This is a genomic window from Caulobacter sp. CCUG 60055 (assembly GCF_022750545.1).
Taxonomy (GTDB): Bacteria; Pseudomonadota; Alphaproteobacteria; order Caulobacterales; family Caulobacteraceae; genus PUIC01.
In genome coordinates, this window is sequence record NZ_PUIC01000003.1 from 157536 (window position 1) to 174432 (window position 16897).

Genomic DNA, 16897 nt, shown 5'->3' on the forward strand with positions numbered 1-16897 from the left:
TTCCCCCGGCCGGTCTAGGGTGCCGCGCAAGATCGATCCCTGGAGACGCCCCTTGAAGCGACGTTCTTTCCTCGCGGCCGCCAGCGCGGCCGTCCTTTCCCCCGCCATCGCCGACGCGGCGACCAAGACCGCAGCCAAGGGCGCCGCGGCCGGGGCCAACCCGTTGCTCGCGCCGTGGAAAGGCCCGTTCGGCGGCGTGCCCGCCTTCGACAAGGTCAAGCCCGAGCTGTTCGTCCCGGCCTTCAAGGCCGGCATGGCCCAGGGCCGCGCCGAGATCGCCGCCATCGCGGCGAACAAGGCCGCGCCGACCTTCGACAACACCATCGCCGCCCTGGAGAACGCCGGCCGGCCGCTGACGCGGGCGTTCTGCCCGTTCAACGTCTTCACCTCCACCATGAGCGTGGGGCCGATGCGCAAGGTCGAGCAGGACCTGTCGCCGGTCCTGGCCGCCTATCAGGACGAAATCACCCAGAACGGCGCCCTGTTCGCCCGGGTGAAGGCCGTCTACGACAAGCGTGAGACCTCGGGCCTGACCCCCGAGCAGCAGCGCCTGACCTGGGTCATCTACAACAACTTCGCCCGCCAGGGCGCGGCGCTCGACGCCGCCTCCAAGAAGCGGCTGGGCGAGATCAACCAGAAGCTGGCCAGCCTCTACACCACCTTCAGCCAGAACGAACTGGCCGACGAGGAAGGCTACACCGTCGTCATCGACAAGGAGGCCGATCTCGACGGCCTGCCCGACAGCGTGCGCGCCGGCGCGGCCCAGGCCGCCGTCGACAAGAAGCTGCCCGGCAAGTGGGTGATCACCAACACCCGCTCCTCGGCCGAGCCGTTCCTGGTCTATTCGAACAACCGCGCCCTGCGCGAGAAGGTCTGGCGCATGTGGGTGATGCGCGGCGACAACGCCGGCGCCCACGACAACAAGCCGGTGATCACCCAGATCCTGCAGCTGCGGGCCGAGAAGGCCAAGCTGCTGGGCTTTGCGACCTACGCCCACTGGATCACCGCCGACCAGATGGCCAAGACCCCCGACGCGGCCATGGACCTGATGATGAAGGTCTGGAAGCCGGCCTCGGCCCGCGCCCGCGAGGAAGTGGCCGACATGCAGAAGCTGGCCGATTCCGAGGGCGCCAAGATCAAGATCGAGCCCTGGGACTACCGCTACTATTCGGAAAAGGTGCGCAAGGCGCGCTACGACCTCGACGAGAACGAGGTGAAGCCGTACCTGCAGCTTGAGAAGCTGCGCGAGGGCATGTTCTGGGCGGCGGGCCAGCTCTACGGCTTCGAGTTCACCCAGATCCACGACGCGCCGGTCTATCACCCCGACGTGCGGGTGTTCAAAGTGACTCGCGCCGGCCAGCCGGTCGGCCTGTGGTACTTCGACCCTTACGCCCGCCCGGGCAAGCAGTCGGGCGCCTGGATGAACGAGTACCGCACCCAGGAGCGGTTCAAGGGCGTGGTGCTGCCGATCGTCTCGAACAACGCCAACTTCGTGAAGGGCAAGCCGGGCGAGCCGATCCTGGTGTCATGGGACGACGCCTCGACCATGTTCCACGAGTTCGGCCACGCCCTGCACGGCCTGAACTCCAGCGTGAACTACCCGACCCTGGCCGGCACCAACGTCGCCCGCGACTTCGTCGAGTTCCCCTCGCAGCTCAACGAGCACTGGCTGCCGACCAAGCAGGTGCTGAGCCAGTTCGCCGTCCACTACAAGACCGGCCAGCCGATCCCCGACGCCCTGGTGGCCAAGATCGAGAAGGCCAAGACCTTCAACCAGGGCTTCAAGACCGTCGAATACCTGGGCTCGGCCATCTACGACATGAAGATCCACCTGGCCGCCAAGGGCCAGGCCATCGATCCGGGCCAGTTCGAGAAGGACACCATGGCCGAGATCGGCATGCCGCCCGAGATCGTCATGCGCCACCGGCCCACCCAGTTCGGCCACATCTTCTCGGGCGACGGCTATTCGGCCGGCTACTACGACTACATCTGGGCCGACACCTTGACCGCCGACGCGGCCGAGGCGTTCCAGGAGGCGCCCGGCGGTTTCTACGACAAGGCGGTGGCCAAACGGCTGCACGACGACATCATGAGCGTCGGCAACACCATCCCGGCCGACGAGGCGTTCCGCCGCTTCCGCGGCCGCGACGTGACCATCGACGCCCTGATGCGCAACCGCGGCTTCGCCGCCCCGGCGAAAGCGTAAGGCGTAAGGCCTAAGGCGAGGCGTCGCTCACCGTCGTCCCGGACGGCCGCAAGGCCGATCCGGGACCCCGGGGGCGGCGGGCCCTAGGCCGCGGCGACCGTCTCCTTGTTCCGGGTCATGAAGGCGATGACCAGGCCGGCGACGAAGAAGCCGACCACCTGCATGAAGATGTTGGCCAGGGTGTAGTCGACCGGATAGCCGTACCAGTTCCAGTAGGAGCCGTTGGTGGTGATGGCGACCACCACGCCGATCGCCGTGACGAAGCGGACCCTGGACCAGAACGCCGACAGCGCCGTCTGGGACAAGAGCCAGGCCGCCAGGACGGCCTCGACCAGCTCCAGCACCAGCTCGACGATCAGTTGGCCGGGCGTCATCATCGGCGTGCCGGCGGGCTTGTAGACCAGGACGCCCTGCGGCGTGGTCTTCAGCTTCTCGGCGTAGGCGGCCTTGTCGGCCGCTCCGCCCTGGCTCGGGAAGATGTAGAGGCCGCCCGCCTCGCGCACCGCGGTCTGCAGCGCCGCCACGGCCGTCGCCTCGTTCGGCAGGTCCTTGAACCCGATCATGCCCAGCGGCGACATGTAGGCGACGCTGGCCCAGACATACATGGCCACGCCCCCGAGAACGCCGGCCAGAACAACGCGTCCCTTCATCGTCTCCCCCTGTCGAAAGGCTCGTTTCCCCGCCTGAGGCTAGCGGGCGCCCTGCGGGCGGTCGAGATCGGACGGCCGCGCCAAGTTCGCGCATGCGCGCGGCCTGGCCGCACGGTAAGAAAGCCGCCGCAATTTCGACTTAGCTGAAACCGAGCCTCGGCGCAGACCGAGGCGGCGACGCAAGGACCCCAGCATGGCGACCCGTGTTTGCAAGGATGGCTTCGCCCGGCTGGCGGCGGCGGGATCGGCCCTGGCCCTGCTGGCGCAGACCGCCCCGGCCCGCGCCCAGCCGGCCCCCGCCCCGCCGCCCGCGCCCGCGCCCGCCGTGCAGCTCCAGGCCGCCCAGCCCCCCGGCGAGGACAGCCCGGTGGTCGAGGAGCTGCTGGTCGTCGCCCACCCGCCCGGGCCGGCGCTGTGGCGCGTCCAGAAGGGCGACGCCCAGCTGATCATCGTCGGCTCGGTCACACCGCTGCGGCACATGCAGACCTGGGACGCCGGCCGCGTCCAGCACGCCCTCGACGGCGCCGACCTGCTGCTCATGCCGCCGGCGGCCAAGACCGGGGTGCGCGACGTCGCCGGCCTGATGCTGGGCGGCGCGCTGCGCCTGCGCCAACCGATGGGCAAGAGCCTGGAGCCGTCGCTGCCGCCCGACCTGCGCGCCCGCTTCGTCGCCACGCGCACGCGCCTGGGCAAGGACCCCGGCCGCTACGCCGGATGGAAGCCCGCGGTGGCCGGGTTCCGGCTGCTGGAGGATTTCCGCGAGGCGGCCGGGCTGTCGGACGCCAAGCCCGGATCGACCATCCTGCGCATGGCCAAGGCCAAGGGCGTCAAGGTCCGCCCGATGGCCGAGCTGCGCACCTCCGGCCTGATCGGCTCGATCGGCAAGCTCTCCGACGGCCAGCAGCTCGAATGCCTCGACGGCGCGCTGAACGAGATCGACCGCGAGGGTGCCGATCCGGTCGGCTTCGGCCAGGCCTGGGCCGCCGGCGACCTGCACACGGTGCGGCAGCGCTACGGCGCCTCGCAGCTGGAGCGCTGCCTGCTGCAGTCGCCGGGGGTCAACGGCATGGTGCAGAAGGGAGTCGAGGAAGCCACCGGCGCGGTGCTCAAGACCCTCGACCGCCCCGGCAAGACGGTGGCGGTGATTGACCTTTCCTTCCTGCTGCGTCGCGACGGCGTGCTGGACCGCCTCAAGGCCGCCGGCGCGACCATCAGCGTGCCGCCGGAATGACCCCGCGCAGAATCAGGGAGAACGACGGATGCGGCTGACCGGCATCGACCATGTGGTGATCCGCGCCGTCGACCCCGAGGCGATGGAGCGGTTCTATGTCGACGTGCTCGGCTGCACGGTCGAGCGCCGGCAGGAGGCGATCGGCCTGACCCAGCTGCGGGCGGGCGGCCAGCTCATCGACCTCGTCGACGTCAAGGGCCGCATCGGCCGCATGGGCGGGGCCCCGCCCCGTCGCGGCGGCCGCAACATGGACCACCTGTGCCTGCGGGTGGCCGATTTCGACGTCGAGACGGTGGTCGCCCACCTGGGCCGGCATGGCGTCGCCGTGGGCGAGATCGGCGAGCGCTACGGCTCGACCGGCGAGGCGACCTCGATCTACCTGCGCGACCCGGAAGGCAACAATCTGGAGCTGCGCGCCTAGCTCATCAGCGCCGGCATGCGGGCGGCCAGGGCGTCGATGGCGACGCGCACCCGCGACGGCAGGTGCGGCCCCTGCGGCCACAGGGCGTAGCTGTCGAACACCAGGCCCGGCTCGTCGGCCAGCACCCGGACCAGTTCGCCGCGCGCGAGACAAGGCGCGACCAGCCAGCAGGGCAGCCAGGCCAGGCCCATGCCGTCGACCGCCGCCGCCGCGATCGCCTCCAGATCGTCGAAGCGCAGGCGGCTCGGGACGGTCGCCTCGCGCAGGCGGCCGTCGGCGTCGGGAAACAGCCAGGTCCGCATCTTGGCGCCGCGGCTGTAGAGCACCGCCTCGTGGTCGGCGAGATCCTCGAGGCTCGCCGGCGTCCCGCGCCGGGCCAGATAGGCCGGCGAGGCGCAGACCGTCATCCGTTGACCCGACAGCCGCCGGCTCATCAGTCCCGCGCCGTCCGGGGCCAGGCCGTTGCGGATCGCCAGGTCGAAACCCTCCTCGATCAGGTCGACGGGACGGTCGCTGAAGGCCAGGTCGAGCCGCAGGCCGGGATGCGCGCGGGCGAGGTCGACCAGGATCGGCGCGACGCAACGGCGGCCGAACGTCACCGGCATGCTGACCCGCAGGCGGCCGACCGGCTCGCGGCGGCCCGAATCCAGCGCCGCCGCCCCCGCCTCCAACTCGTTCAGGGCGCGCACGCAGCGCTCGTAGAACGCCTGGCCGTCGTCGGTCAGGCTCTGGCTGCGGGTGGTGCGGTGGAACAGGCGCGCGCCCAGCCGCGCCTCCAGCCGGGCCACCGCCTTGCCCACCGCCGATCGCGACAGGCCCAGCCGCTCGCCCGCCTGGGCGAAGCCGCCGGCCTCCGCCGCCTGCACGAACACCGACACGCCGTTCAGCCGGTCCGCCATCGTCGTCGCCTCAATTGTAGAAATTTGAGCGACAATAACCCGACAATTCGCCGCCACCACCGACATTGTCGGCCGGATAGGGTTCTCGCTTCACGCGCCGCACGGGCGGCGCCGATCCGACGGAGAACCAACCCTATGGCGCAGACCATGAAGCGCTGGACCTTGAACGCGGTCGGCCGCGAAAACCTGGCCTTGGCCGAAGTTCCGGTCCCGACGCCGGGCCCCGGCCAGGTGCTGGTCAAGGTTGCGGCCGTCTCGCTGAACTATCGCGACAAGCTGGTGATCGAGACCGGCATGGGCCTCGACCTGCCGTTCCCGCTGACGCCGTTGTCCGACATGGCCGGCGAGGTGGCGGCCGTCGGGACGGGCGTCGCCCGGTTCGCCGCCGGCGACCGGGTGATCTCGACTTTCGTGCCGGGCTGGATCGACGGCCGCACCGGCGGATCGGCGGCCCGGCCCGGCTACGCCACCCTGGGCGGCCTCCATCAGGGCGTGCTGGCCGAATATGTTGTGCTGAACCAGGACTGGCTGACCGCCGCCCCCGCCAGCCTGACCCCGGCCGAGGCCAGCACCCTGCCCATCGCCGGCCTGACCGCCTGGTTCTCCCTGTTCGAACGCGGCGGCCTCAAGGCCGGCGAGACCGTGGTCGTCCAGGGCACCGGCGGCGTCGCCCTGTTCGGCCTGCAGTTCGCCAAGGCGGCCGGGGCCGAGGTCATCGTCACCTCCGGCGACGACGCCAAGCTGGCCCGGGCCAAGGCCCTGGGCGCCGACCACGGGATCAACCGCCTCGCCGGCGACTGGGCCGAGGCGGTGATCGCCCACACCGGCGGACGGGGCGCCGACCACATTCTCGAGCTGGCCGGCGGGGCCAATCTCGACCGTTCGGTCGCGGCGGCGGCGGTGGGCGGCAGGATCGCCATGATCGGCCTGCTGGAAGGGTTCGAGCTCAAGACCCGGGTCGTTCCGCTGCTGCTGAAGGAGGTGACGGTCTTCGGCGTGGTGGTCGGCCATCGCCGGGCCCAGGAGGACATGGTCCGCGCCGTCGACCGCATCGGCCTCAGGCCGGTGATCGACGCCCGCTACCCCCTCGCCGACCTGCCCGCCGCCCTCGACCACCTGGACCGCGGCCCGTTCGGCAAGATCGTCGTCGAGGTCGGCTGACGCCCCGCCCGCCGCCCGTAAAAGGGCCCGCCGCCCGCGCGGCGGGCCGAAAGGCTTGCGTTTTCAGCCTTTCGCGCGCATAAGGCCCGCTTTCCGGCGCTATCTTGATCAGCGCCCTCCACCGCCACGACCCCGGTCGGCCGTCCTCGAGCAGCGAAGCGCCAGGACAAGGCCTATATCGGACGAGGGCGGCGAGGCCCCCCGTCGACGTGATCGTCCACGGGGGTCGAGGGCGTTTGGGCCAAGCATAGCGCGCAAGGGACCACTTATGTTCGACGGACTGTCAGAGCGTCTATCCAGCGTCTTCGACCGCCTCAGCGGCCGCGGCGTGCTGTCCGAGAAGGACGTCGACGAGGCCCTGCGCGAGGTCCGCGTCGCCCTGCTCGAAGCCGACGTCGCCCTGCCCGTGGTCAAGGACTTCGTCGCCAAGGCCAAGGAACGGGCCACCGGCGAAGAGGTGGTCCGCTCGGTCCGCCCCGCCGACATGGTGGTCAAGATCGTCCATGACGGCCTGGTCGAGATGCTGGGCGGCGACGAGCCGGAGCCGATCAACCTGGCCGCCGCCCCGCCGGCGGTGATCCTGATGGCCGGCCTGCAGGGCTCGGGCAAGACCACCACCTCGGGCAAGCTGGCCCTGCGCCTGACCAAGCAGGACCGCAAGAAGGTCCTGATGGCCTCGCTCGACACCCGCCGTCCGGCGGCGATGGAGCAGCTGGCCCTGCTGGGCAAGCAGGCCGAGGTCGACACCCTGCCGATCATCGCCGGCCAGAGCGCGCCCGACATCGCCCGCCGGGCCCTGTCGGCCGCCAAGCTCGGCGGCTACGACGTCCTGATCCTCGACACCGCCGGCCGCACCACCCTCGACGAGGCGATGATGAGCGAGGCGGCCGAGATCGCCCGCATCGCCAATCCGGTCGAGACCCTGCTGGTCGCCGACAGCCTGACCGGCCAGGACGCGGTGCGCACGGCCAAGGCCTTCCACGAGCGCCTGCCGCTGACCGGCCTGATCCTGACCCGCGCCGACGGCGACGGCCGCGGCGGCGCGGCCCTGTCGATGCGGGCGGTCACCGGCCTGCCGATCAAGTTCCTCGGCGCCGGCGAGAAGATCGACGCCCTCGATCCGTTCGACGCCCGCCGCGTCGCCGGCCGCATCCTGGGCCAGGGCGACGTGGTGGCCCTGGTCGAGAAGGCCGCCGCCGACCTCGACCAGGCCAAGGCCGAGCGCATGGCCAAGAAACTGGCCAAGGGCCAGTTCGACCTCGACGACCTGTCCGAGCAGCTGGCCCAGATGCAGAAGATGGGCGGCATGCAGGGCATCATGGGCCTGCTGCCCGGGGTGCAGAAGGTCAAGAAGCAGATCGCCGAGTCCGGCGTGGACGACCGCGTGTTCCGCCGCCAGCAGGCGATCATCAGCTCGATGACCAAGCAGGAGCGCAAGAAGCCCGACATCCTGCAGGCCTCGCGCAAGCGCCGCATCGCCGCCGGGGCCGGCGTCGACGTGGCCGAGATCAACCGCCTGCTGAAACAGCACCGCCAGATGGCCGACGTGTTCAAGGCCATGAGCCGCGACGGCGGCAAGTCGATGATGCGCATGGCCCAGGCCATGGGCGCCATGCCCGGCGGCGCCGATCTCGCCCGCCTCAAGGCCATGGGCGGCGGCAAGCTGGCCCAGAACCCGGCCGAGGCCGCGAACCTGCTGCCCGGACTGGGCGGCGGCCAAGCCAATCCCCCGAGCGGTTTCCCGGGCTTGCCCGGCCTGCCGTTCGGCAAACCGAAATCCTGAACTCCCGAATTCCTGGAAGGACTACTGAAATGCTGAAGATCCGTCTCGCCCGCGGCGGCGCCAAGAAGCGCCCCTACTACTCGATCGTCGTCGCCGACAGCCACTCGCCCCGCGACGGCCGCTTCATCGAGAAGGTCGGCGCCTACAACCCGCTGCTCAAGAAGGACGACCCCAACCGCGTCACCCTGAAGGTCGAGCGCATCCAGGAATGGATCGGCAAGGGCGCCCAGCCGACCGACCGCGTGGCCCGCTTCCTGTCGCAGCAGGGCCTGGCCAAGTGGGAAGCCGGCAACAACCCGAACAAGGGCAAGCCGGGCAAGAAGGCCGAGGAACGCGCCGCCGAACGCGCCCAGCGTGAAGCCGACCGCGTCGCCGCCGAGGCCGAGGCCGCCGAAGCCGCCGCCGCCGCTGCGGCCGCCCCGGTCGAAGAAGCCCCCGTCGAGGCGCCGGCCGAAGAAGCCGCCGCTGAGGCTCCGGCCGAAGCCCCGGCCGAAACCACGGAAGGTTGATCCCTTCGCCGGCCCGCTCCGCCTCGCGGCGGACGGGCCGGCGTTCGGCCGCGCCCATGACCCAAGCCTCGCCTCGTCTCGTCCTGGTCGGCCGCCTGGCCGGCGCCTTCGGCGTGCGCGGCGAGGTGCGGATCAGCGCCTACACCGAGCGGCCGGGCGCCCTGCTCGACTACGCCGCCCTGGTGCGCGAGGACGGGTCCCCGGGCCTGACCCTGCTGTCCGGCCGCGTGGCCAAGGGCGACGTCATCGCCCGCGTCCGCGAGATCGACACCAAGGAACAGGCCGACGCCATGCGCGGCCTGCGCCTGTTCGTCCCGCGCCAGGCCCTGCCGGCCGTCGAGGACGACGAATACTACCTGACCGATTTGATCGGCCTGCCGGTCGAGACGCCGCAGGGCGCGCCCGTGGGGCGCATCCGCTCCGTCCAGAACTTCGGGGCCGGCGACCTGCTCGAAATCCAGCCTCCGGCCGGCGCGGCCTGGTGGCTGCCCTTCACCCGCGAGGCGGTGCCGACGGTCGACATCGCTGGCGGCCGCGTGGTCGTGGTCCGCCCCGACGAGACCGAATAGGCCTCAGCGCGGCGGCTTCAGCCGCATCAGGCATTCCTGCGCCACCGAGGCGACCAGCGTCCCGTCCTTGGCGAACATCTGCCCGCGCACCAGTCCGCGCCCCTGCGACGCCGACGGGCTGTCCTGGGCGAACAGCACCCAGTCGTTGAAGTCGACCGGCCGGTGGAACCACATGGCGTGGTCGAGGCTGGCCGACTGCATGCCCGGCGTGTCCCAGTTCAGGCCGTGCACGCGCAGGGCCGTCTCCATGAACGCCATGTCGGAGGCGTAGGCCAGGATCGCCTGGTGCAGATGGAAGTCGCGGCCGATCCCGGCCTTGGCCCGCATCCACACCTCCTTGGTCGGCGGCTGCGGCTTGGGGTCGACGTACTGCTGCGGCTGCACCCAGCGCAGGTCGATCGGCCGGGGCCTGGCCATGTGGCGGCGATAGGCCTCGGGGAAGTGGTCGGCGACCTCGGCGAAACGCTCGGCCTCGGTGGGCGTGGCCTCGGGATCGGGCGCGGCCGGGGCCGGGAACTGGTGCTCGAAGCCCTCTTCCGGCGCCTGGAACGAGGCGGCCAGGTTGAAGATCTGCTCGCCGTTCTGGATGGCGATCACCCGGCGGGTGGTGAAGGTGCCGCCGTCGCGGGCCTGGTCGACCTCGTAGAGCACCGGGATGCGCACGTCGCCGGGGCGGATGAAATAGGCGTGCAGCGAGTGGCAGACCCGCTCGGGCACCGTCTCGTAGGCCGCCAGCAGCGCCTGGGCGATGACATGGCCGCCGAAGATGCGCGGGAAGCCGTCGTTCGGGCTGACGCCCCGGAACAGGTTCTTCTCGATCTTCTCCAGCGCCAGGGTTTCGACGAGGTTCTCGGGTTCGGTCACGACGTTTGGTCCATGCTGCAGCGCGAAGGGCTTACGGCCTCGCAGGCCGGGCCGCAAGCGCGGCCCTACCCAAGGCCGCGGTTTGGGCCTATGCCGGGCCATGCCTTTCGACGTCACCGTCCTGACCATGTTCCCCGAGGCCTTTCCGGGGCCGCTCGGCGTATCCCTGATCGGCTCGGCCTGGCGCGAGGCGGGGCTTTGGAGTCTGGAAACGCTGGACATTCGGGCGTTTTCCACAGATAAGCGCGGCTTCCTCGACGACACCCCCGCTGGGGGCGGGCCGGGGCAGGTGATGCGCGCGGACGTGGTCGCGGCGGCGCTGGACAGCCTCTCGGCGTCCGGAGGCCTCGCGGAACGGCCGCTTTTGTACATGAGCGCCCGGGGCCGGCCCCTGACCCAGGCGCGCGTTCGTGAGTGGGCGGCGGCGCCGGGCCTGGTGGTCCTGTGCGGTCGCTTCGAGGGGGTGGACCAGCGGGTGCTCGACGCCCGGGGGTTCGAGGAGGTCGCCGTCGGCGACGCGGTCCTCGCCGGCGGCGAGGCGGCGGCGATGGTGGCGGTCGAGGCCTGCGTTCGGCTGGTTCCCGGGGTCCTGGGCAATCAGGTCAGCGCGCAGGACGACAGTTTCGAGGACGGGCTCCTGGAGCATCCGCAGTTCACACGGCCGCGGACGTTCGAAGGGCGCGACATTCCCGAGGTGCTGCTGAGCGGCCACCACTCCAAGGTGGCCGAATGGCGCAAGGCGCAGCGGGAGCTCACCACGCGGAAGCGGCGGCCGGATCTCTGGGCGGCGCATCTCGCCAATCAACAGGCAAAGGGCGAATAAAGCCCGTAGGAGATATGAAGATGGCCAACATCATCCAGCAGCTGGAACAGGAAGAATCCCAGCGTCTGCTGTCGCTGCGCAAGGTTCCGGACTTCAAGCCGGGCGACACCCTGCGCGTCAACGTGAAGATCAAGGAAGGCGAGCGCGAGCGCGTCCAGGCCTATGAAGGCGTCTGCATCGCCCGTTCGGGCGGCGGCATCCATGAGAACTTCACCGTCCGCAAGATCTCCTTCGGCGAAGGCGTGGAACGCGTGTTCCCGCTGCTGTCGCCGATGATCGACTCGATCGAAGTCAAGCGCCGCGGCGTCGTCCGCCGCGCCAAGCTGTATTACCTGCGCGATCGCCGCGGCAAGGCCGCCCGCATCGCCGAACGCGCCATGTCGGCCAACAAGGAAGAGGCCGCCCCGACCGAAGCCTGATCCAGGCCGGTCGATCCGACCTTCGCGAAAGGCCTCCGCCCACCGGCGGAGGCCTTTTTGCTGTGCGGGGCCCAAGTTCCGGCGGCCGGACGCGGCGCGAAATTCGTCCCGGCGGCGGGGAGACCGGGCGGGCGGGCGACAAGATTCCACGTCCAAACCGCCGGTTCCCGATGAAAATTTGCCGGCCGGGGTTTACGATCGGGGTCCGCCCCGCTTAAAAGCCGCGTACTATGTCCGGACAAATCCCCCCCTCGCCGCACGGCGGCCCCAGGACCCTGTACGACAAGATCTGGGACGCCCACGTCGCGGCGGCCGATCCCAACGGCGAACAGATTCTGTATATCGACCTGCACCTGATCCACGAGGTGACCACGCCGCAGGCCTTCGCCGGGCTGAAGACGGCGGGGCGGCCGGTGCGCCGGCCCGAGCGCACCCTGGCCGTGGCCGACCACAACGTGCCCACCGAGGGCCAGGCGCGCGGCGTCGCCGCCGTGACCGATCCCGAGGCGCGGCTGCAGCTCGAGACCCTGGCCCGCAACGTCGCCGCCCACGGCGTCGAGTTCTTCCCCATGGGCGACGTGCGCAACGGCATCGTCCATGTCGTCGGCCCCGAGCAGGGCCGCAGCCAGCCGGGCATGACCATCGTCTGCGGCGACAGCCACACCTCGACCCACGGCGCCTTCGGGGCCCTGGCCCACGGCATCGGCACCTCCGAGGTCGAGCACGTGCTGGCCACCCAGACCCTGCGCCAGCGCAAGTCGAAGAACATGCGCGTCGTCATCGACGGAACCCCCGCCCCCGGAGTCGGGGCCAAGGACATCGCCCTGGCGGTGATCGGCGAGATCGGGGCCGCGGGCGGCGCCGGCCATGTGATCGAGTACGCCGGCGAGGCCGTGCGGGCCCTGTCGATGGAAGGCCGCATGACCCTGTGCAACCTGACCATCGAGGCCGGCGCCCGCGCCGGCCTGGTCGCCCCCGACCAGACCACCTTCGACTATCTCAAGGGCCGGCCGGCCGCGCCCAAGGGCGGGGCCTGGGAGATGGCCCTGGCCCACTGGAAGACGCTGTTCACCGACGACGACGCCCGCTTCGACCGCGAGGTGCGGCTGGACGCGGCGCGGATCGCCCCCCTGGTCACCTGGGGCACCAGCCCCGACGACGTGGCCCCGGTCGACGGCCGCGTGCCCGACCCGGCCGCCATCGCCGACCCGGTCAGGCAGGCCCAGGTGCGGCGGGCCCTGGCCTATATGGGGCTCGAGGGCGGCCAGCCGATCGCCGAGGCCCGGATCGACCGGGTGTTCATCGGCTCGTGCACCAACAGCCGCATCGAGGACCTGCGCGCCGCAGCCGCCGTGGCCGAGGGCCGCCATGTGGCCCCCGGCGTCAAGGCCATGGTCGTGCCTGGCTCCGGCCTGGTGAAGGCCCAGGCCGAGGCCGAGGGCCTGGACCGCATCTTCATCGCCGCCGGCTTCGACTGGCGCGAACCGGGCTGCTCGATGTGCCTGGGCATGAACCCCGACAAGCTGGCCCCCGGCGAACGCTGCGCCTCGACCTCGAACCGCAACTTCGAGGGCCGCCAGGGCCCCGGCGGCCGCACCCACCTGATGAGCCCGGCCATGGCCGCCGCCGCCGCCGTCGCCGGCCGCATCGCCGACGTGCGCGCCCTGGCCGCCGCCGGCCCGAACGCCTAGGGTTTCCGACCATGCAGCCCTTCTCCCGCCTCGACGGCCGCGCCGCGCCGCTCGACATCGCCAATATCGACACCGACCAGATCATCCCCGCCCGGTTCCTGAAGACCGTCGAGCGCGAGGGCCTGGGCAAGGGCCTGTTCCACGCCCTGCGCTTCGACGGCGAGGGCCGCGAGCGGCCTGACTTCGTGCTGAACCAGCCGGCCTACGCCAAGACCGCCGTCCTGATCGCCGGCGACAATTTCGGCTGCGGCTCCAGCCGCGAGCACGCGCCGTGGGCCCTGCTCGACTTCGGCGTCCGCTGCGTGATCGCGCCGGGCTTCGCCGACATCTTCTACAACAACTGCTTCAACAACGGCCTGTTGCCCGTCGTCCTGCCCGAGGCCCAGGTCCGCGCCCTGATGGGCGAGGCCAAGGGCGGCAACCACGTCTTCTCCGTCGATCTCGAGGCGCAGACGGTGACCGCCCCGTCCGGCCAGACGTTCGGCTTCGAGATCGACCCCGGCCGCAAGGAAAAGCTGCTCAAGGGCCTCGACGCCATCGGCGAGACGCTGCAGCACGTCGGCGACATCGACCTGTTCGAGCAACGCCAGGCGCTCAGCCAGCCCTGGGCCTACGCCTGACCGCCGTTCCCGATCCGCCGTCCACCTGAAGGCTCCGTCCATGTCCACGCTTCTCCTCCTGCCCGGCGACGGGATCGGCCCCGAGGTCTGCGCCCAGGTGCGCCGCGTCGCCGAGCGGCTGACGCCGGACCTCGTCATCGAGGAGGGCCCGTTCGGGGGCGCCAGCTTCGACGCTCACGGCGCGCCGCTGACCGAGGAGACCAAGGCCCGCGCCCTGGCCGCCGACGCCGTGCTGATGGGCGCGGTCGGCGGCCCGAAATGGGCCGACGCGCCCCGCGACAAGCGGCCGGAGGCCGGGCTGCTCGGTCTGCGCGCGGCCATGCAGGTGTTCGCCAATCTGCGCCCGGCCCTGTGTTTCGACCCGCTGGCCGACGCCTCGACCCTCAAGCGCGAGGTGGTGGCCGGGCTGGACATCATGATCGTCCGTGAACTGACGGGCGGCATCTATTTCGGCGAGCCCCGGTTCATCGAGACCCTGGCCGACGGCCAGAAGCGCGCCGTCGACACCCAGGTCTACACCACCTCGGAGATCGAGCGCGTCGGCCGCGTCGCCTTCGAGATGGCACGCGGCCGCCGCAACCACGTCACCTCGTGCGAAAAGGCCAATGTGATGGATTCCGGCCTGTTGTGGCGCGAGGTGGTCACCGCCCTGCACAGGCGCGACTACGCCGACGTGCGGCTGGAGCACATGCTGGCCGACAACGCCGCCATGCAGCTGGTGCGCAATCCCAAGCAGTTCGACGTCATCCTGACCGACAACCTGTTCGGCGACATCCTGTCGGACGAGGCCTCGCAGCTGACCGGCTCGATCGGCCTCTTGCCCTCGGCCGCCCTCGGCGCGCCGGGCCGCCCCGGCCTCTATGAGCCGATCCATGGCTCGGCCCCCGACATCGCCGGCCAGGGGATCGCCAATCCGGTCGCCGCCATCCTGTCGTTCGAGATGGCCCTGCGCTGGTCGCTGGGCCGCGCCGAACTGGCCGACGCGCTGTTCGCCGCCGTGCGCCGGGCCCTCGACGCCGGCGCCCGCACGCGCGACCTCGGCGGCGCCCTGACCACCGTCCAGATGGGCGACGCGGTCCTGGCCCAGCTCTAGCGTTCCGCCTCGCCGGCGACAGCCGGCCTGATGTTTGGACACAGCGTCCACTTAACCCTTGCGCGGCCGGCGGGGCGCGGCTAGAGCCCAGACGCGCCGGCGGCCGACGTCCCTCCCCGGACGGGCGTCGGCCTCTCTCTGTCGGGGGGCAAGGGCCGGTCATGTCCAAACGCAAGCTCGTCCCGTTGATCGCCGGGTCTGCGGCCGCCGTCGTCGGCCTCGTCGCCGGCGGCCTGTGGTGGGCCGACCGCCAGCATTACGAGAAGACCGACAACGCCTATGTCCAGGCGGACACCGTCTCGGTCAGCCCGCAGATCAGCGGCTACGTCGCCGAGGTGCTGGTCGCCGACAACCAGCGGGTCCAGCCCGGCCAGGTGCTGGTGCGCATCGATCCGGCCGACGCCCAGTCGCGCTACGACCAGGCGGTCGCCAACCTGGCGTCGCAGGAGGCGGCGGTGAAGAGCGTCGACGACAAGGCCCGGCTGGAGCAGGCGATGATCGCCCAGCGCGCCGCCGGCGTGGCCAGCGCCGAGGCTCAGGCCGCCATGGCCCACGCCGACCAGCAGCGCTATTCGGCCCTGTCCGGCCAGGGCTGGGTGTCGTCCCAGAAGGTGCAGCAGGTCCACGCCCAGGCCAGCCAGGCCGGCGCCGCCGTCGCCGAGGCGCAGGCGACGCTGGAGGCCGAGCGCCGTTCGGCCCAGTCGCTGGGCTCGGCGCGCGACCAGGGCATGGCTCAGGCGGCGGCGGCCCGCGCGGCCGTCGACGCAGCCCGCATCAACCTGGACCGGACGGTGATCCGCGCGCCGGTCGCCGGCGTCGTCGGCGCCCGCGCCGTGCGGCCCGGCCAGTACGTGTCGCCCGGAACGGCGCTGCTGTCGGTGGTGCCGCTGGGCAAGGCCTATGTGGTCGCCAACTTCAAGGAGACCCAGGTGGCGCGCATGCGCGTCGGCCAGCCGGTCGAGATCAAGGCCGACGCCTTCGGCAAGGACCCGATCAAGGGGCGCATCGACAGCTTCGCCCCGGCCACCGGCCAGCAGTTCGCCATGATCCCGGTCGAGAACGCCGTCGGCAACTTCACCAAGATCACCCAGCGGCTGCCGGTGAAGATCGCCGTCGACCGCGCCGGCCTCGGCGCGGCCCTGCGGCCGGGCCTCTCGGTCGAGGTCAAGGTGGACGTCAAGGCCCAGACCGGGCCCGGCTTCGCGGAGGCCGCCTCGGCCGCCGCCGCGGCGCGCTGAGCGGCGGCGCTCGAGCGAGCGGGACCCATCATGCCCAGACTGGCCGGACAGATCGACGTCGCCAAGAACGAGGCCATACTCGACGCCGCCGTCGAGGTGCTGGCCGAACGGGGCCTGTCGGCGCCGATCGAGGCCATCGCCCGGCGCGCCAGCGTCTCCAAGCAGACCATCTACAACCACTATGGCGGCAAGACCGCCCTGGTCAGGGCCCTGGTCACCCGGCGGGTGGAATACCTGACCGCGCCGCTGCGCGAGCCGGGCGCGCAGGAGCGCCCCGAGGAGACCCTGGCGGCCTACGCCCGCATCCTGCTGGAAAGCATCTGCTCGGCCCGCAACTATTCGCTGATCCGCATGACCATCCAGGGCGCGGACGGCCTGCCCGAGACCGCCCGCGAGGTGTTCGAGGCCGGGCCCCGCGCCTCCCGCGCCAAGCTGGCCGCCTTCCTCGCCGCCGAGACCGGCGCCGGCCGGATGGCCGTCGAGGACCCCGACGAGGCCGCCGAATTCTTCTCGGGCATGTGCATCGGCCACCGCCAGATCCGCGCCTTGATCGGCCTGGACCTCGGGCTGGACGAAGCCGGCATCGAACGGCTGGCCCGCCGCATCGCCCACAGGTTCATGCGCGCCTACGCGGCCTGAACGCCGACGGACGCGGCGGCCGGTCGATTCTCCTCTGGCGTTCCGCCCTGCCGGCATGGGAGGAATGCGGGATAAGAGAAC

General features: G+C 71.3%; 17 protein-coding genes. 14 read left to right on the top strand and 3 right to left on the bottom strand.

Going from position 1 to position 16897, the window contains the following annotated elements; translation table 11 throughout:
- Window positions 1–52 precede the first annotated feature (52 nt).
- A complete protein-coding gene (locus C5708_RS05820) occupies window positions 53–2206 on the top strand; it encodes a M3 family metallopeptidase (RefSeq protein ID WP_242918810.1) in 2154 nt (717 codons plus the stop codon).
- A gap of 83 nt (window positions 2207–2289) precedes the next feature.
- Here the strand turns inward: C5708_RS05820 and C5708_RS05825 are convergent, their stop codons facing one another.
- Window positions 2290–2856, bottom strand: a complete 567-nt coding sequence (locus C5708_RS05825; protein WP_242918812.1) for a hypothetical protein — start codon at window positions 2854–2856, stop codon at window positions 2290–2292.
- 193 nt (window positions 2857–3049) lie between these two features.
- Here C5708_RS05825 and C5708_RS05830 point away from each other — a divergent pair, with 193 nt between their 5' ends.
- Both C5708_RS05830 and C5708_RS05835 read left to right on the top strand, forming a co-directional pair.
- Entirely contained in the window at window positions 3050–4087 is a 1038-nt protein-coding gene (locus C5708_RS05830) for a TraB/GumN family protein (RefSeq protein ID WP_242918814.1), read from the top strand.
- Window positions 4088–4115: 28 nt separating this feature from the next.
- The gene (locus C5708_RS05835) at window positions 4116–4508 is read left to right on the top strand and encodes a VOC family protein (RefSeq protein WP_242918822.1); all 393 of its coding nucleotides are present in this window, start codon (window positions 4116–4118) and stop codon (window positions 4506–4508) included.
- On the opposite strand, the gene C5708_RS05840 is transcribed toward C5708_RS05835, so the two are convergent.
- Complete coding sequence (locus C5708_RS05840) at window positions 4505–5407, bottom strand: LysR family transcriptional regulator (protein WP_242918830.1); 903 nt, start codon at window positions 5405–5407, stop codon at window positions 4505–4507. The genes C5708_RS05835 and C5708_RS05840 overlap by 4 nt on opposite strands.
- A gap of 135 nt (window positions 5408–5542) precedes the next feature.
- Here C5708_RS05840 and C5708_RS05845 point away from each other — a divergent pair, with 135 nt between their 5' ends.
- The 4 genes from C5708_RS05845 (at window position 5543) to rimM (ending at window position 9429) form a co-directional block, all read left to right on the top strand.
- Window positions 5543–6568: an NAD(P)-dependent alcohol dehydrogenase gene (locus tag C5708_RS05845; RefSeq protein WP_242918832.1), complete on the top strand. Its 1026-nt coding sequence runs from the start codon at window positions 5543–5545 to the stop codon at window positions 6566–6568.
- A 268-nt stretch (window positions 6569–6836) separates the two neighbouring features.
- Entirely contained in the window at window positions 6837–8351 is a 1515-nt protein-coding gene (gene ffh / locus C5708_RS05850) for a signal recognition particle protein (protein WP_242918840.1), read from the top strand.
- Between the two features lie 29 nt (window positions 8352–8380).
- A complete protein-coding gene (rpsP, locus tag C5708_RS05855; protein ID WP_242918842.1) occupies window positions 8381–8860 on the top strand; it encodes a 30S ribosomal protein S16 in 480 nt (159 codons plus the stop codon).
- A 56-nt stretch (window positions 8861–8916) separates the two neighbouring features.
- Window positions 8917–9429 carry a ribosome maturation factor RimM gene (rimM, locus tag C5708_RS05860; protein ID WP_242918852.1) on the top strand — a complete coding sequence of 171 codons (513 nt, stop codon included), beginning with the start codon at window positions 8917–8919 and terminating at the stop codon, window positions 9427–9429.
- 3 nt (window positions 9430–9432) lie between these two features.
- On the opposite strand, the gene C5708_RS05865 is transcribed toward rimM, so the two are convergent.
- The gene (locus C5708_RS05865; protein ID WP_242918854.1) at window positions 9433–10293 is read right to left on the bottom strand and encodes an acyl-CoA thioesterase II; all 861 of its coding nucleotides are present in this window, start codon (window positions 10291–10293) and stop codon (window positions 9433–9435) included.
- 100 nt (window positions 10294–10393) lie between these two features.
- Between C5708_RS05865 and trmD the strand changes: the two genes are divergently transcribed.
- The 7 genes from trmD to C5708_RS05900 all read left to right on the top strand — a co-directional run bounded on the left by trmD (window position 10394) and on the right by C5708_RS05900 (window position 16816).
- Window positions 10394–11116 (top strand): tRNA (guanosine(37)-N1)-methyltransferase TrmD, encoded by a 723-nt coding sequence (trmD, locus tag C5708_RS05870; RefSeq protein ID WP_242918856.1) that lies wholly within the window; start codon window positions 10394–10396, stop codon window positions 11114–11116.
- A gap of 20 nt (window positions 11117–11136) precedes the next feature.
- Entirely contained in the window at window positions 11137–11535 is a 399-nt protein-coding gene (gene rplS, locus C5708_RS05875) for a 50S ribosomal protein L19 (RefSeq protein WP_242918858.1), read from the top strand.
- A 230-nt stretch (window positions 11536–11765) separates the two neighbouring features.
- The gene (leuC, locus tag C5708_RS05880; protein WP_242918860.1) at window positions 11766–13226 is read left to right on the top strand and encodes a 3-isopropylmalate dehydratase large subunit; all 1461 of its coding nucleotides are present in this window, start codon (window positions 11766–11768) and stop codon (window positions 13224–13226) included.
- Between the two features lie 11 nt (window positions 13227–13237).
- Window positions 13238–13846, top strand: coding sequence for a 3-isopropylmalate dehydratase small subunit (gene leuD / locus C5708_RS05885; protein ID WP_242918862.1), 609 nt, complete (start codon window positions 13238–13240; stop codon window positions 13844–13846).
- Window positions 13847–13886: 40 nt separating this feature from the next.
- On the top strand, window positions 13887–14939 hold the full coding sequence (leuB, locus tag C5708_RS05890; RefSeq protein WP_242918864.1) for a 3-isopropylmalate dehydrogenase: 1053 nt from the start codon (window positions 13887–13889) through the stop codon (window positions 14937–14939).
- Between the two features lie 161 nt (window positions 14940–15100).
- A complete protein-coding gene (locus C5708_RS05895) occupies window positions 15101–16177 on the top strand; it encodes an HlyD family secretion protein (protein WP_242918866.1) in 1077 nt (358 codons plus the stop codon).
- Between the two features lie 30 nt (window positions 16178–16207).
- On the top strand, window positions 16208–16816 hold the full coding sequence (locus tag C5708_RS05900; protein WP_242918868.1) for a TetR/AcrR family transcriptional regulator: 609 nt from the start codon (window positions 16208–16210) through the stop codon (window positions 16814–16816).
- Window positions 16817–16897 lie beyond the last annotated feature (81 nt).